This is a genomic window from Ureibacillus chungkukjangi, assembly GCF_044795995.1.
Lineage (GTDB): Bacteria > Bacillota > Bacilli > Bacillales_A > Planococcaceae > Ureibacillus > Ureibacillus chungkukjangi.
The window spans coordinates 3,690,643-3,706,266 of record NZ_CP085009.1; the positions used below are offsets into that span (position 1 = coordinate 3,690,643).

At 38.0% G+C, this 15,624-nt stretch carries 14 protein-coding genes, 1 pseudogene, 1 riboswitch and 1 other annotated feature; of the genes and pseudogenes, 4 read left to right on the forward strand and 11 right to left on the reverse strand.

All coding sequences use genetic code 11. The annotated features are described in order from the left end of the window. The first annotated feature begins 30 nt into the window (after positions 1–30). Positions 31–268 (forward strand) — a binding site (T-box leader). A gap of 57 nt (positions 269–325) precedes the next feature. Continuing rightward, the gene (gene ileS / locus LG296_RS18225; RefSeq protein ID WP_235867616.1) at positions 326–3,403 is read left to right on the forward strand and encodes an isoleucine--tRNA ligase; all 3,078 of its coding nucleotides are present in this window, start codon (positions 326–328) and stop codon (positions 3,401–3,403) included. A 119-nt stretch (positions 3,404–3,522) separates the two neighbouring features. Continuing rightward, on the forward strand, positions 3,523–3,957 hold the full coding sequence (locus tag LG296_RS18230; RefSeq protein WP_181418004.1) for a DUF3888 domain-containing protein: 435 nt from the start codon (positions 3,523–3,525) through the stop codon (positions 3,955–3,957). A 59-nt stretch (positions 3,958–4,016) separates the two neighbouring features. Here the strand turns inward: LG296_RS18230 and LG296_RS18235 are convergent, their stop codons facing one another. Continuing rightward, positions 4,017–4,583 carry a copper resistance CopC family protein gene (locus tag LG296_RS18235; RefSeq protein ID WP_181418005.1) on the reverse strand — a complete coding sequence of 189 codons (567 nt, stop codon included), beginning with the start codon at positions 4,581–4,583 and terminating at the stop codon, positions 4,017–4,019. Between the two features lie 166 nt (positions 4,584–4,749). Between LG296_RS18235 and LG296_RS18240 the strand changes: the two genes are divergently transcribed. After that, a complete protein-coding gene (locus LG296_RS18240; RefSeq protein WP_107937725.1) occupies positions 4,750–5,538 on the forward strand; it encodes a sensor histidine kinase in 789 nt (262 codons plus the stop codon). A 5-nt stretch (positions 5,539–5,543) separates the two neighbouring features. Next, on the forward strand, positions 5,544–6,194 hold the full coding sequence (locus LG296_RS18245; protein ID WP_107937727.1) for a response regulator transcription factor: 651 nt from the start codon (positions 5,544–5,546) through the stop codon (positions 6,192–6,194). 79 nt (positions 6,195–6,273) lie between these two features. On the opposite strand, the gene LG296_RS18250 is transcribed toward LG296_RS18245, so the two are convergent. The 10 genes and pseudogenes from LG296_RS18250 to LG296_RS18295 form a co-directional block, all read right to left on the reverse strand. Further along, positions 6,274–6,705: an acyl-CoA thioesterase gene (locus tag LG296_RS18250; protein ID WP_107937729.1), complete on the reverse strand. Its 432-nt coding sequence runs from the start codon at positions 6,703–6,705 to the stop codon at positions 6,274–6,276. Beyond that, positions 6,681–6,917, reverse strand: a complete 237-nt coding sequence (locus LG296_RS18255) for a hypothetical protein (protein WP_107937731.1) — start codon at positions 6,915–6,917, stop codon at positions 6,681–6,683. The genes LG296_RS18250 and LG296_RS18255 overlap by 25 nt, the downstream gene beginning before the upstream one ends. A 17-nt stretch (positions 6,918–6,934) precedes the next feature. Next, the gene (gene metE, locus LG296_RS18260) at positions 6,935–9,235 is read right to left on the reverse strand and encodes a 5-methyltetrahydropteroyltriglutamate--homocysteine S-methyltransferase (protein WP_107937733.1); all 2,301 of its coding nucleotides are present in this window, start codon (positions 9,233–9,235) and stop codon (positions 6,935–6,937) included. Between the two features lie 152 nt (positions 9,236–9,387). Continuing rightward, positions 9,388–9,564: riboswitch (cobalamin riboswitch) on the reverse strand. 76 nt (positions 9,565–9,640) lie between these two features. Continuing rightward, positions 9,641–10,345, reverse strand: coding sequence for a peptidase E (locus LG296_RS18265; protein WP_107937735.1), 705 nt, complete (start codon positions 10,343–10,345; stop codon positions 9,641–9,643). A 68-nt stretch (positions 10,346–10,413) separates the two neighbouring features. Next, positions 10,414–11,727 carry an FtsW/RodA/SpoVE family cell cycle protein gene (locus LG296_RS18270; RefSeq protein ID WP_107937737.1) on the reverse strand — a complete coding sequence of 438 codons (1,314 nt, stop codon included), beginning with the start codon at positions 11,725–11,727 and terminating at the stop codon, positions 10,414–10,416. After that, positions 11,717–12,124: a helix-turn-helix transcriptional regulator gene (locus tag LG296_RS18275; protein ID WP_107937739.1), complete on the reverse strand. Its 408-nt coding sequence runs from the start codon at positions 12,122–12,124 to the stop codon at positions 11,717–11,719. The genes LG296_RS18270 and LG296_RS18275 overlap by 11 nt, the downstream gene beginning before the upstream one ends. Continuing rightward, positions 12,109–12,660, reverse strand: a complete 552-nt coding sequence (locus LG296_RS18280; RefSeq protein ID WP_404427244.1) for a sigma-70 family RNA polymerase sigma factor — start codon at positions 12,658–12,660, stop codon at positions 12,109–12,111. The genes LG296_RS18275 and LG296_RS18280 overlap by 16 nt, the downstream gene beginning before the upstream one ends. Before the next feature lie 126 nt (positions 12,661–12,786). Next, on the reverse strand, positions 12,787–13,137 hold the full coding sequence (locus tag LG296_RS18285) for an iron chaperone (protein WP_285842544.1): 351 nt from the start codon (positions 13,135–13,137) through the stop codon (positions 12,787–12,789). A gap of 174 nt (positions 13,138–13,311) precedes the next feature. After that, a complete protein-coding gene (locus LG296_RS18290) occupies positions 13,312–14,520 on the reverse strand; it encodes a diguanylate cyclase domain-containing protein (protein ID WP_404427997.1) in 1,209 nt (402 codons plus the stop codon). 21 nt (positions 14,521–14,541) lie between these two features. Continuing rightward, positions 14,542–14,985: pseudogene (locus LG296_RS18295) on the reverse strand (PAS domain-containing protein); the annotation flags it as partial. Positions 14,986–15,624: the final 639 nt, after the last annotated feature.

A 15,624-nucleotide genomic window follows, 5' to 3' on the forward strand; every position in this document is an offset into this window, starting at 1 on the left:
CTTGCATACAATATGTTTCAATAAAAGCATACAAATTCGTTGATGAGAAAGAGTAGTGTTTCGTCTTGTTCCCCAGAGAGCTGACATTTTGGTGAAAGTCAGTGTTCAAGTGTAGCATGAAAATCCTCTCTGAGAAGGTTAGCTGAAATCAGTAAGCGAGCCCGGGTGTCTACCGTTAAAAAGAACACGTATGATTGTACGTTGCTAAGTGCTATTGGACCGGCTTCAATAGAATTAGGGTGGTATCGCGGTTAACCCCGTCCCTTACTTGGGACGGGGTTTTTTGTATGCCTTTTATACAAAATGTATAGGAGGAATGACTTTTATGGGTAAAGAATCGCTGCAAGACCGAGAACAAAGAATTCGACAGTTTTGGGAAAAAGAGAAGATTTTTGAGAAGTCCATTCAAAACCGTAAAGAAAATACACCCTTTGTATTTTACGAGGGACCGCCGACTGCCAATGGCTTACCCCATGTTGGTCACGCTTTAGGGAGAACGGTTAAGGATGTGGTGGCCCGCTACAAAACCATGCAGGGTTATTTAGTTGAACGAAAAGCAGGCTGGGATACTCATGGCTTGCCTGTTGAATTAGGTGTTGAAAAACAGCTTGGCATTTCTGGCAAACAGGAAATCGAACGATATGGCATTTCCCACTTTATCGAAAAATGTAAGGGGAGTGTATTCACCTATGAAAAGATTTGGCGTTCCTTTACGGAGGAGCTCGCTTATTGGGTGGACCTTGACAATCCCTATCTCACACTAAGTAATGAGTATATCGAAAGTGTCTGGAATATTCTTAGCAAGGTTCATCAGGATCAATTGCTTTATAAGGGACACCGCGTTTCACCGTATTGCCCGAGCTGCCAAACTTCTTTAAGCTCGCATGAAGTTGCTCAAGGCTATAAAGACGTGAAGGATTTATCGGCCACAGTGAAATTCAAGCTCGTAGACGCAGATGAATTCTTCCTAGGATGGACGACAACACCTTGGACATTACCGGCAAATGTGGCGCTCGCTATGAATCCTAGCCTCACTTATGTAAAGGCTGAATTTCAGGGAGAAATCTATATCGTTGCAAAATCTCTTTTATCAACAGTTCTCGGCTCACAGGCAGCTGTGATCAGTGAACATAAGGGAACAGAATTTGAAGGATTCGCCTACCACCCTCCTTTCGACTATGTAACGGTTGAAAAAGGGCATTTCGTTGTCATGGCTGATTATGTTACTGAAACGAGTGGTACGGGAATTGTCCATATCGCACCTGCTTATGGGGAAGATGATTACAGGACTATTCAGCAAAATGGACTTTCCTTTGTAAATGTCGTAAACCAGCAAGGTCGATACACGAAGGAAGTTACAGAGCTAGCAGGGAAATTTGTGAAGGAGTGTGATGTAGAAATCATTAAATTATTAGCTACATCAAATTGCCTTTTCCATAAGGAGAAATACACACATAGCTACCCGCACTGCTGGCGATGTGATTCTCCTCTGCTCTACTACGCGACAGATAGCTGGTTTATCAAGATGTCATCACTAAAAAAACAATTGCTTGAAAATAACGAGACCGTAACCTGGTATCCCGCGCATATTAAAGATGGCCGTTTTGGCAATTTCCTTGAAAACGTTGTGGATTGGAATATTAGCCGTAATCGTTATTGGGGTACGCCATTAAACGTTTGGATTTGCAATTCCTGTAATCACGAATTTGTACCAGCTAGTATTGAAGAATTAAGAATGCGTGCAGCGAAGCCCCTTCCTGAAAGCCTTGAGCTTCACAAGCCTTATATCGATGATGTCACATGTACTTGTCCAAAATGTCATGACGAGATGCAGCGAACACCTGAAGTTATTGATGTCTGGTTCGACAGCGGCTCCATGCCATTCGCTCAGCATCATTATCCATTTAAGCAAGAAACTTTCCAAAAACAGTTTCCTGCTGATGTCGTTATTGAGGGAATCGATCAAACCAGAGGATTTTTCTATAGCTTGCTTGCTGTTTCAACTCTTTACACGGGTAAGGCGCCGTATAAAAATGTCTTATCCTTAGGTCATGTTTTAGATGAGCACGGGCAAAAAATGTCCAAAAGTAAAGGGAATGCATTAGACCCCCTTGAACTTATGCAAACCTTTGGTGCAGATGCTTTACGCTTTTCCTTATTGGTTGATAGCTCACCCTGGAATCCAAAACGCTTCTCCACGAAAATTGTGCAAGAAGCAAAATCCAAATTACTTGATACACTCGAAAATACATTCAATTTTTATGAGCTATACGCCTCAATAGATGGATTTACATTTGATTCACAACAAGCTGGTCAACCAACTCAGCTGGATGCATGGGTACTTTCAAGACTGCATAGTACAATCGATAAAGTCACTAGCTTTATGAATGATTATCAGCTAACACAGGCCAGTCGCGAAATTGCTAATTTAGTCGATGACGTTAGTAACTGGTATGTACGAAGAAGTAGGCAGCGCTTTTGGGCATCTGGCTTTTCGGAAGACAAACGTGCCGCTTTCAATACACTGCATAAGATTCTAAGTGAGGTCTGCAAATTATTAGCCCCCTTCACACCTTTTATTTCAGAGGATATCTACCAGCAGTTACATGGAGGTAGTGTTCATTTACAGGACTATCCAAAGGCGAAAGAAGTGCTGATTGATACTACCTTGGAAGAAGAGATGCAGTCGGTACTGAAAATTGTTGAGCTAGGTCGAAGTATAAGAAATGCCAAAAGTCTAAAAGTAAAACAGCCTCTTTATGAAATGGTTATTTGCTCAAACACCTCTTTAGTACAGTATCAAAATATCATTCAGGAAGAGCTAAATGTAAAGAATGTTCGCTGGGTAACTAATTTAGATGGGCTGGAGGAAGTTCACCTGAAGCTAAACTTTAAAACTGCAGGAGCTGCATTTGGGAAGCAAGTAAACGAAGTGAAAATGTCTGTTGAAAGCCTAACAGAGCTTGAAAAACAAAAGCTACTAGCTGATGGCCTACTAGAACTGAATGTAGCTGAACAATGTGTTGTACTAACTAAGGAGCATATTTTAACTGAATCCCAGTTAAAAGACGGGTATGAATTGGCTAAGGATGGATCGTTAAAGGTGCTGCTCTATACAGCATTGAATGAAGAGCTAATTGCCGAGGGGCATATCCGCGATTTTATCCGCTTTATCCAGGATAATCGTAAGAGACTAAATTACCCTATCGAGAAATATATTACGCTTCACATTGACTGCAGCCAGGAATGCGAGAATTTAATCAAAAAATTTGCCCCCCTGATCCGGGCAAATGTATTAGTTGAAGAAATCTTGTTCGATAAAGGAGTGAATACATCAACAGCGCTATCTTATAAGCTTTCTCACCATGAGCTTGAAATGATGTTGGATTTAACGAAGGTCTAAAAGCAAAACGCATTTTACGGTTATTAGGTAAAATGCGTTTTTTTATGTCATCATGAAATATTTACTTGAGATAGTTTAAGCGTTTGTGAACAAATTAAACATTAAAAGGTGGAATGAAAATGAAAAAATTTATTATAATTCCCGCTCTTTTAATGCTGCTGTTTATGTCTCCGTTATTAACATCTGCCAAATCAGGTTATTATCAGCCTGCAAAGGAATCTGATGAGGAGCTTGTGATGGACTTGTTTTTTTCACTATTATTGCCGACTGTACAAGACGAAGTTTGCAAATACTATTCAGATTCACTTATCGAGTGTCCTATGGTATATCCATATGAAATTAAAATATTAAAAATGGAAAGAACAAACCATTATAGGGGATATATCTTTTCAGTAACGATTGAAATTACTCCAGTTCTGGGTGCACACAACCCTGTAGGAAGAGATCAACTTACCTATAAGATTACGCCATCTGATGTTACCCTTGAACAATTTAAACACCAAAAGACCTTTGAGCTTCCTCCCCATTTGCAGGATTTAAAAAGGAAACAATAATACTGCACAGTCCCCTTTATGGGGATTTTTTATATCTAAAAGAAGTTTCGCTTAACTTATTATTTCTTTCTTCTCATCATTAAGAAAGCCCCAATAACTACTACCAATAAAACAATGATGATAACCGGAATGAATGTTGATGATTCTTCATTGCTCTCCGTTTCCTCTGCTACTGTTTCAGAAGCAGCTTGGTCACTATTTTGCTCTACTTCTTCAGTAGTATCCTGCTCTGATTGTTGAGTGTCGTTAGTTGCTTCTGTGGATGTTGCTGTTTCAGCGAGATTTACTGTAAAAGAGATTTCTTCTTCTATCAGGTGACCATCTGCTCCAATAATGCTTGAATTAACAACGTATTCCCCGTTTTCTAATGGAGCTGCTAGAGTTCCTGTCATGATTTCTTCATTTATAGAAATCGTTTCAATCGGAATTTCCTGCCCTTCACTATCACTTAACTTAAAGGAGCTGCTTTGTTCGATCTTGCCTTCAAAAGTTAAAGTAATTTCACTAAGCTCCTCAGTTACGACTTCCCCATTCTCTGGTGTTGAGCCAGCTAAGTGCGTATGTGCAAATGCATTTGTTGTGGATGCAAATATAAATAAAAACGCTGCAATGAATATTTTCTTCATGTTAAAAACCTCCATAAACCATATATTTTGAAAAATCCTTTAGACTTGTTTTCATGCTTATTGTAAATTCCCTGCTCTTTTTTTGAAATAGCTCACATGGGCTATTAGAAACAATGGCATTTTAGTTATACTTATAAGAGATATATTTATTAAGGAGAGAACCCACTTGTCTTATCGCCTTTTACAATTTCTTTGCGTGCTTTTGCCTACTTTGTTAATTGGTGGGTTTGAATATATTCGTCATGATTTCCTTCTACATTCACTATCAATGGAAACCGGAAATTTATATATCACGATTCTTACCTTTGTGCTCTCCCTGTTATTTTCAATCTGGATGTTCCGGACGATTAAAGCCATGAATGACAAACTTGCTAACGAACAATCCAAACGTGCCGTATATGAGGAACGGGAAAGACTGGCTCGAGAGCTTCACGATGGGATTGCTCAATCTATTTTCTTTATGAATATCAAGCTAAAAAAAGGGGATACAGAAGCTGCATCTCGTGCCCTTTCCACTATTGATAATCATGTACGCCAAGCAATTTTCAATTTGCGATCAGAGCCTGAAATTGATGATTCTCTAAATTCCAGGATAAATAAATGGCTAGCTGAATGGAGCTCGTTGACTGGTGTTGAGGTAGAGGAAGCTATACAAATTCCTCAAGGATTCTTTACCACCAAGGAGGAAATCCAAATCTTCGCCATTATTCAAGAAGCCTTTGCCAATATCCGAAAGCATGCAGATGCTTCAAAAGCGAAGGTAATTATTGAGGAGATGAAAGATGGATGGCAATTAAAGATTTCTGATGATGGTCGTGGCATTAATTTCTCTAAGAAATCCAACAAGCAATACGGTCTATCAATGATGGAAGAACGCACAAAGCAGCTTGGTGGAGTACTTGAAATTAGAAATAGACACCCATATGGGACGGAAATAATTGTAAAAAAGGAGTGATAATTATGGAGTGCTATCGTTTAATAATCGCGGACGACCATCCTCTAGCAAGGGAAGGAATTCGAAGTGTACTGGAAGCTGACGAATCATTTTCGATCGTAGGCGAAGCGACAGATGGACTGGAGGCCTATGAGCTATGTGGGGAGCTTCAGCCTGATTTACTTCTATTAGATATCAATATGCCTAGATTGAACGGACTTGAAGCAGTAAGGAAAATTCGCTTATCGTATCCTCAAATCCACGTTGTTATGTTAACGGTATCTGATGATGTAAAGGACTTATTTACAGCAATACAGTTTGGTGCACAGGGGTATCTATTAAAAAATATGGAGCCTGATGACTGGATTGAGTATCTTCATGCACTTCTAGGGAATCAAACAGAAATTTCACGAGAGATTGCCAGTCGATTATTGTATCGATTTCGCACGGGCAGTAGCTATGATGATGAACCCAGCCCTAATACTTTGACGCCGAGAGAGTGTGAGATTCTTTCAAAGGTAGCAAACGGGGACACGAACAAACAAATTGCACAAGCGTTTTTCATAGCCGAGAATACAGTGAAAAACCATATAAAAAATTTGCTCGAGAAACTTCAGCTTGATAACCGTGTTCAGCTTGCTGCGTATGCTGTGAGACATGGCTTGATCGCTGATTAAAAACAGAGCCAACCTATAGTTAATGTTGGCTCTACTAGTGATTCTATATTCGCTTTTTGCTAAAACAGTTAATGCCCTTTTATTTCCCTTTTAGCTCTCGGCGAAGCTTTACTTGTTCGTAAAGAAGTCTTTGTTCCTCTGTTTCTATTACAATCTGTGGAACCTCCCGAGGTTTTCCGCCTTCATCAACAGCCACCATTGTGACAAAGGATTCGGTTGTTAAAGTGCTTTCCCCGGTTTCTACTTGAAAAGCAGTAACTCTAACAAATACAGTAAGAGAAGTTTTACCTGTATAAACGACAGTTCCTTCCAATTCCAAAATATCGCCTACTCTAGCTGGAGATAGAAAATCCACAGAGTCGATGGATACCGTGACTGTATTGCCACCTGAATACTTCATAGACGTAATTGCCGCTACCTCATCTATATAAGCAAGTACTTTACCACCAAAAATAGTGCCATGGTGATTTGTATCTGGCGGTAAAATTAAATGTGCTTGGATTGTTCGCATAAATCCTCCCCGTTACCACTATCCTCTATAAAACCTGTTAATTCTTTTTTTACATTGATATATGCATAATGGATGATTTTGTGATCTTCTGGGTTTTCGTTTATTAAATCTTCCAGTAATTGATTTACGGAGCTAAATTGTTCAACTACTAATGAGCTCATAATATACTCTTTAAATTTTTCCTCATAATACCGAATTGCTTGGATTGACATGAATTTTAGCTCCTAGATTAGTTTACCAACGTTTTCCGAGAACTATCTCGTAGTAGTTTTGCTGCTTGAACCATTCTTTTTAGTGCCGCTATTGTTTCCGATTCCTGTCTAGTTTTCAGACCACAATCAGGGTTTACCCAAAACTGCTCCTTCGATAAGACTTCCAGACTTTCCTTTAAAATAGTTTCCATCTCTTCAACCTGAGGTATACGTGGACTGTGAATATCATAAACACCTAGACCTATTCCTAGCTCGTATGGATTTTCTTTTAGTGAGGCAATCAATTCTCCATGACTTCTTGATGTTTCCAATGAAATCACATCTGCATCAAGAGCTCGAATCGGATCTAAAAAATCGTTGAACTCGCAATAGCACATATGTGTATGAATCTGGGTTTCATTTTTCACACTGGATGTTGCCAGTTTAAACGCATTAACCGCCCACTCTAAATAAGTTGACCAATCTTCTCTTCGAAGTGGCAGGCCTTCACGCAGGGCTGGCTCATCTACCTGAATAATTTGAATGCCCGCTTGTTCCAAGGCCTCTACTTCTTTGCGTAGCGCTAGCGCAATTTGGTTAGCAACTGCTTCTCGAGGAATATCATTTCGAACAAATGACCAATTCAAAATCGTAACAGGTCCCGTTAACATCCCTTTTACATATTTAGACGTTAGGCTTTGAGCATCCACTACTTCCTTCACGGTCATTGCCTCTGACCACTCAACATCCCCATAAATAATTGGTGGCTTCACACAGCGTGACCCGTAGGAAACTACCCAGGCTTTTTCAGTAAAGGCGAATCCAGTTAGCTGCTCCCCAAAATACTCGACCATATCTGTTCTCTCAAATTCTCCATGGACTAATACATCTAGACCGATTTCTTCCTGAATAGCAATCCAACGCGCAGTTTCCTCTTTTATAAAGGCTGCATATTCCTCATTTGTAAGCTCATTTTTCCGCCAGGCTGCACGTGTTTTCTTTACTGCTGGTGATTGCGGAAAACTACCAATTGTCGTCGTTGGAAAATCAGGCAATCCTAATGCTGTTTTTTGAATTTCACGGCGTTCTTCAAAGCTTTCTAACCTTACGAAATCCTGATTTGAAATTGATTTAACTAAATCATTTACACGAGCATTGTTTCTAACCGGATGTGTAGCAAGGGCTCTAATGCATTCCATACTTTCTGATACAATCCCCTCTTTTGCCCAGTGCTGAGTGCTCAAGAAATGTGCGACATGAACGATTTCGTTTATCTTTTCATCGGCAAATGATAGGGCGTTAAGTAAAACGGAATCCAGCTTTCGCTCATTAGCCGTTGTAACAGGTACATGCTGCAAACTACAAGAACTACTAACCCATAAATCGTTAGCATTACTTAAATTAAGGATGGCTTGGACATCACTTGCCACTTCAGCTAAATTGGCAGACCAAATATCTCGACCATTTACTATACCGATATTTAATACTTTGTCTTTCGGGAAGCCTGATTTTCGAAGCGCCTCCAGGTTTTCTTTTTTTCCATGAACAAAGTCAAGACCAATCCCTGCAACAGGCAATTGAATAAGATTTTCATAGTTTGTCAACGCTTCAAAATAAGTTTGCAGCATTATGTTTGCCTCTGGGACTGCCTCTGTTAGTTGTTTATAGATTTCTTCTACTAACCGCGCTTCCTTAGATGACAGACTCTTCGTTAGTGAGGGCTCCTCTAGTTGAATCCACTCCGCTCCAGCGTCTACCAGCTCTTTTAAAACCTGAGCATAAAGAGGAATGAGAGCTAATATAAACGCTGCACGTGTTTTCTCATCATATCCCTTTGATAAATCAACAAAGGTATAGGGTCCAATTAAAGTCGGTTTTGTTAGAAGGCCTAGCTCTTCTTTTGCCTCTAAAAAGTAAGCTAACAATCTATTTTCGGTTACATATAAATGCTGGCCTTCATACTCAGGCACAATATAGTGATAATTGGTATTAAACCATTTAGTCATTTCACAAGCTACAGCCTGTTCTGTTCCTCTTGCCATTGCATAATAACAAGTGAGTGCAGATTCTTTTTCTAGCAAGTTATTATAGCGGTTTGGAATAATATTAAACATCATCGCTAGATCAAGCATACGATCGTAATAGGTAAAATCACCGATAGGTATTAAATCTAAGCCTAAAGCTTGCTGGCGCTGGATATGCTCCAAACGTATTGCTTTCATCTGCTGTTCAAATTGTTGCTCTGTTAGTTCTTTTTTCCAAAATCCTTCAACAATCCTTTTCCATTCACGGTTTTCACCTATATAAGGGTAACCAACTACTGTACTTACGACATTCATATATACGCCTCCTTTTTTCTACATAACCCAAAAGAAAAAAGCTATTTCTATGTTCAGAAATAGCTTCGGATTTATCTATGCATGACTAAAAAAGCGTAAAAGAAATTTACGATTATTTCGCACAGAACACCACCTATTTCCACGTAGGCATTGGGTGTGTACTAGAATTAGGCAGGTCTCCTGACTTATCATCAACGCTCCTCATGCCTTCCCGTTTTCACAGTGGCTAACAGATTCGCTCCGAATTACAGTTGCGGGACAGTGTTGGATTTGCACCAAGCTTCCCTTTTAAGCTTATTCTCATAAGCACCTATTCTTACACGTTATGTAATTGTTTTTCACTATATCATATATAGCTATTTTTATAAACTAAAATTTCAGAAATCTCACATTACAGATTTAACCTTATCCATTCCCACCTAAATAGATTGGTGTAATTTCACTTTCTACAACTTCACTGCCCTCATGTTTCACATAATATGCCCTTGCTTCTGGTCTTGAGCTAACTGTTTTTGTTAAAGCTTCATCGATAAAATGTAACGCTACTCCATCATCCACTCCATAGCCTGCTTTTATTTCATCGGCTAAGATTAATTGCTGATAGGATGGCCTGCGCTTATTTTCCCCATCGTAATGTGGGCAATTGCTCCCTTTTAACAATCCCAAGCAATCTATTTTATATAAAGGTCCATTCAATGGGTCTGTTAAGCCTTCCTCAAACCAACAAATTGAGCCTGCACTTAAACCAGCAAGAACGATTCCTTTTTCATATGCCCTTCTCAAAATATCATCTAAGCCCCATTCCTTCCATAGCACAAGCATATTTCTAGTGCTCCCGCCACCAACATAAATGATATCCTGTTCAAATACAAATTCTTCAAGCTTCTCAAAGTTTGCATCAAATAAAGATAAATGGTTTGTTTCACAATTTAAGCTATGAAATGCTCTGTAAAATCTCTCAATATAATTGTCCTGATCTCCTCCAGCCGTCGGAACAAAACAAACCTTTGGAATCTCTTTGTTTACCTGCTTCAAAATATACTCATCTAGGGCTAGATTGTCGGGTTCCATAGAGAAGCCTCCTCCGCCCATCGCTATGATTTGTCTCATAATTACCCTCCTTCCAAAAAAACGCCAATCGGTCTTTGTCCGATTAGCGTTACTATTATTTATTTAGATTAACTTGCCTGATAATCCTCTTTTAAGGGGATAAAATGTTTTCTTCTATATACGCTTAATACTATCCCAACGATAAACGCATTTAACACAGTCGGCATAATGCCATAGCTCATAAATGGCAAGGACATTGTGCTAACAGGGACTAACCCAAAATTCATGGCTACACTATAAAGGAATTGGGTAGCAAATAGCGTTACGCCTCCAATAGTGAGTAATTTTCCAAAAGGGTCTTTGATAGCCCTTGATATCAACCAAAACCTTATGAGAAATATTGATAATATAGCAAATAAAACTATTCCAGCTAAAAAACCATATGTTTGAATTATGTTTCCAAGGACAAGATTTGTATGCGGATCAGGGAGATTCATCAAATTTTCTGCTCCAAATAAACCTGCACTTTTCATGGCATTTTCTAAAGTTACATAGATATAGCCGCTTTCATCAGCATACTTGTTCGGGCTTATAAAACCCAATATTCTACTGATCTGATAATTGGCAAGACTACCATTTCTAAAAGCTATAATATGGTAAAATACTACTCCAATTACAATTAGAATAACTGCTCCCACTGTACATATTTTCTCTTTAAGAGAAAAACGACTTTTCAGGAATAAAACAGCCACAAAGACCGAATAGATAAAAATCATAGATAAACTCGGAATAAAAAGTAAAAAGTAAATTGAAAATACATATAGGGCTATACCTTTCCATAATTTAAAGGCTGAATTACTAAAAAAGGATGCCCAGGCCATTAATAAGAACGGGATTGCCACCCATGCCTGGACATCAATAATCCCTAAAGAAATTATTGACTCTCCGTTTATAATCTTATTCGCAAATTGAGAAATTGCAATTAACAGTCCTACCCCCACACCGTAAAACAAATAACCGTATCTCTTTAGTTTTCGATAATCAATAAACATGAACCCTATTGCTATACTAAAGCCAATGATTATAGAAATCGTTTTATTTTGTAACATGGTTGGTAAAGTGAAGTTTGTGATTTCCAAATACATTCCTTTATCCAGTGCCAGTATAGGTAAAAAACTGAGTAGTAGAGTAACACTTAACAAGATAACAAGCATCCAGTCTATTTTGGGTTTATGTAGCTTATTTAGAGATTTCCCAAGTGTTAATGGACTACCCATTTCTTTTACAGCCTTTTTCTCGGCTTCAACTTCACTATATCCTCTTTTTACCCAGGATTGTTTGGATTGTTGCATATGTTGGCTTAACTCACTTTTCACGTATTCCTTTGCTTCCTTAGAGTGCATTTGAGCTGATACCTTTTCCAGAAAGTAACTAATTTTCATTTGGCGTCACCTCATTGAATAATTGCTTTAAAGAATTTTCACGTCTTTTTGCAAGCTGTTGCTTTTGTAATACCTTCAGTCCTTTTTTAGTTAATGTATAATGCTTTTCACCCTCATCGGACCAGTAAGACTCCAACATTCCTTGCAACTCTTCTTCATGCAATGTTGTATAGATTGCACCTTCATTATTGAGAATGCTTTTAATCCCCCTAACATGCAGAAGCTGTGTTAATTCAAATCCAGTTTTCGATTGAGTCAATAAAGGAAATATAATCCCTGAAAGATCTATTTCTTCAATTTGTTGGTTTACTTTTTGACGATGTTCATCTGTAAATTTCACTTGACGAAATGTATGCGTGTTCATTGCTTTTTTCAACCCTTTTAATCGTTCTTCCATCTGGACCCCTCCAATCGTTCTTTTAATACCGACTTCCCTTTACGCAATCGAGATTTTATCGTATTTTGATTTACTTCGAGTACAGCTGCAATTTCTTTAATCGAGCATTCCTCGTAGTAAAATAAATAGATTACCTCACGATATTTAATAGGCAACTGCATGACAGCATAAGCAAGCTGTACATCCTCATCTTGCTGAATAATTGTTTGCTCGATACTATCGCTACTTTCATTGGCAATATAACTAAAATCATCTGCAGCCTTCACACTCCTGCTATACCAGCTTTTCAAGTAATCCTTGGAATGATTAATGGCGATTCTCCAAAGCCATGTTTTGATGGAGGATTTTCCTTTAAAGGAGTCTAATGATTTAAAACATTTCACAAATATTTCTTGCGTCAAATCCTCAGCAATTGTTTCATTATGAACATAAGAATAAACAAGCTGTTGAATTTCCTGACCATATGTACGCATTAGTTCATCAATCAATTCTTCGTGATTGACTGCTGTTACTAAAGGACTCATTATTTCTTCCACATACTCCCCTCCATTTCGACAATTAGACGAGGCTCATAAATATAAAGTTTTATAATTTGGGATAAATAAAAAAAGTTGGCTCCTCTAATTGTGGAGGCCCAACTTTCTACACTTAGATTCTACATCTTACTTCCGCCAAAACGTTGTACATTCTGCCTTATCGATGATGTTAAAGGCAATCATTTTCTCTAGCAGCTCGTAATTGACGGGCTCATTCCACTTAATGCGAAACAGACCCTTGGTAGCACTGTATCCGGCTTGAGCAATATCTTCTGCAAAGTGATCCATACCAAATTCCTCTGGTGAAACGCTTAAATGCTGCTTCGCTGTAGAAAAGCCAATGATATAGGTCCCATGGTCTGTAAACATAGGCTGATTCCACTTTATTTCTAGTTGTAAATTAGGAAATTCCTCAGTAATCCAGCCAAAAATCTCTTCCACCCGCGCGCGATGTTGTGGGTCATCAATTTTCTCCATAAACTCTATAGTTGCTTCTATATGAATCCCTCCCAAAATAAAACACCCTTTTGGACAATCATATCCAAAAGGGATGTAGCTGTGCAACTTAATAATCGTACATTTCTGTGTTTCCATATTTTCACGTTTTTGATTTTCCTCAGAATGGTGTTTGTCTTAAGTGAATACTCATTTTTACTTATTATCATAAACCCTAACCATATTTTTTCCCGTTTCCTTGGCCTCATACATTGCTTTATCTGCATACTTCATTAGTTCCGCAAAGGAGGTACCGTCTTTAGGGTAAAACGCTACACCTAGACTTGATGTTGTAGTAAATTCATAATTACTGATCGTCCAGGGATTCTGTAGAGCAGCAAGTATTCGCTCTGCAATAATTACCGCATCCTGCTCTTCCTTGATTTCACAAAGAAGAATAGTAAATTCATCTCCACCCTGTCTGGCAAATGTATCACTTTCTCGAAGACAAAATTGAACTCTTTTAGCAAACTGCTTTAACAATTCATCGCCAGCATCATGGCCTAACATATCATTTATTCCCTTAAAATCATCTATATCCATATATATAATGGCAAACTTCCGTTCATAACGGTTTGTCTCTTTTATAATTTGCATTAGCTTTTCTTGAAAAAGTCTACGATTCGGAATTCCTGTTAATGCATCATAGAAGGCCATATAATTTAATTTCTCTTCAAAAATCTTTCTCTCTGTAATATCTCTTCCGACAAATTGGATTCTGAGCACGTAATTACGCTCATCTAAAAGCTGCTTGATGTGCGCTTCAATCCATACCCAATGACCCTTTTTATGTTTCATTCGAAATTCTATAGAGTGATCCTCCATTTCCGTCACTCTTTTTTTATATTTACTTTTCATTTTTTCCATATCATCAGGATGCATTAATTCAATACCAGGATTACCTTCAATTTCTTTTGGAGAATAACCTAACACATGCTCATGTGAGGGAGAGGCATATAGTATAACACCCTTCGTGTCTACAACTCCTACTAAATCCGACATATTTTCGGCAATTAATCGATACTGCTCTTCACTTTGTTGAAGTGCTTCCTCAGCTTTTTTTCGACTGGTAATATCTCGAAATATCATTAAAAACGCAGGAGCCCCTTCATGATTGATAGTGATTTCCGTCACTTCAACGTCTAATATCTTCCCATCAAGGTTGACAATCTTCTCCTCAAAAGGAACAATTTCCACACCAATGTCTTTCATCGTTTCGATTCTTTCATTCGTTACGTCTAGAAATTGTAGGTAGGCAAAACGATTCACAGGTAAATCGATTAACTGATTTAATGACGAAGCACCCAGCAGCTTAATACAAGCTCGATTCGCATACCGGATTACTCCTTTAGAATGGATTATAATTGCCTCTGGTGTAAGTTCAACTAGGCGTCCATATCTTTCTTCACTTTCTCTTAACGACTCTTCTGCAAGCTTTCTTTCTGTAATATCATTTCGAATTGCTACATATTGATAAGGCCTTCCCTTGTCATTTAAGAAAGGAACTATAGTTGTTGCTACCCAATAATAACTGCCATCCTTGGCTCTATTTCGGATTTCATTTTTCCACGTTCCACCCGTGCCAATTGTTCTCCACATCTCTTAAAAAAATTCTTTTGAATGATAGCCAGAATTTAAAATCCTGTGATCTTGTCCAAGTAGTTCTTCTCTCGTGTATTGAGAAATCTCGCAAAATTTATCATTAACAAATTTGATAATCCCCCTTTGGTCGGTAATTGCTATAATGGAGGATTCATCTAAAGCTTTTTGAACATCAGCTAGTTCTTTAATGGATTCTTTCAATGCCCGTTCACTTCTATCCAATGCCAGTTCATTTCGCTTTCTATCTCGAGCAATTCCACTAGAAACGAGAACAAATATTATTGCAGACGATACAATGACATAAAAGTAGCCCTTTAAAAGTGTTAACGAAGCAAATAAATGTGTATCAACAAACTCCGTCTCTAACAATTGATCTGAAATAAAAATCCAAGCACTACCTAATACAGCATATAAAAGAGTTATTTTTAGAGGTACAGCATAATAATCTAATAGGAGTTTAAATATTTCTATTGCCGACCTACTATTATTCCTCTTGTTCATCTTTTTCTCTCCTTCGGCAACTCTCAGGTCTAGCGAATAGCTTATTACATGAGAATTTTCACATTCTTGCCTTTCAACAAGTTTGCCCTTTTCAAGTGTTGTCTATAATTTCTATTCGGTATTTGCTATTAACTTCTTCAGAAAAAGTTAATTACTTTGGAAATTACTCTCTTTTATGAGACTATCTTCTGTTAATAATTTGAAGTTATACAAACTATTTAGATATGATAGACTTTACCCATAAAAGCACAGGATGAAGATTAAAAGTAGAATAGAAAAAACCTTGATACAGCATTTAATGCGCTGTACCAAGGTTACTTTGAATTGTAACTGATTATATATTTTTAAAAAATTTAGTTAGATTTA

Coding starts and splice junctions, on each gene's coding strand:
- ileS (WP_235867616.1), top strand. CDS start 326: ATGGGTAAAGAATCGCTGCAAGACCGAGAACAAAGAATTCGACAGTTT.
- LG296_RS18230 (WP_181418004.1), top strand. CDS start 3,523: ATGAAAAAATTTATTATAATTCCCGCTCTTTTAATGCTGCTGTTTATG.
- LG296_RS18235 (WP_181418005.1), bottom strand. CDS start 4,583: ATGAAGAAAATATTCATTGCAGCGTTTTTATTTATATTTGCATCCACA.
- LG296_RS18245 (WP_107937727.1), top strand. CDS start 5,544: ATGGAGTGCTATCGTTTAATAATCGCGGACGACCATCCTCTAGCAAGG.
- LG296_RS18250 (WP_107937729.1), bottom strand. CDS start 6,705: ATGCGAACAATCCAAGCACATTTAATTTTACCGCCAGATACAAATCAC.
- LG296_RS18255 (WP_107937731.1), bottom strand. CDS start 6,917: ATGTCAATCCAAGCAATTCGGTATTATGAGGAAAAATTTAAAGAGTAT.
- metE (WP_107937733.1), bottom strand. CDS start 9,235: ATGAATGTCGTAAGTACAGTAGTTGGTTACCCTTATATAGGTGAAAAC.
- LG296_RS18265 (WP_107937735.1), bottom strand. CDS start 10,345: ATGAGACAAATCATAGCGATGGGCGGAGGAGGCTTCTCTATGGAACCC.
- LG296_RS18270 (WP_107937737.1), bottom strand. CDS start 11,727: ATGAAAATTAGTTACTTTCTGGAAAAGGTATCAGCTCAAATGCACTCT.
- LG296_RS18275 (WP_107937739.1), bottom strand. CDS start 12,124: ATGGAAGAACGATTAAAAGGGTTGAAAAAAGCAATGAACACGCATACA.
- LG296_RS18285 (WP_285842544.1), bottom strand. CDS start 13,137: ATGGAGAAAATTGATGACCCACAACATCGCGCGCGGGTGGAAGAGATT.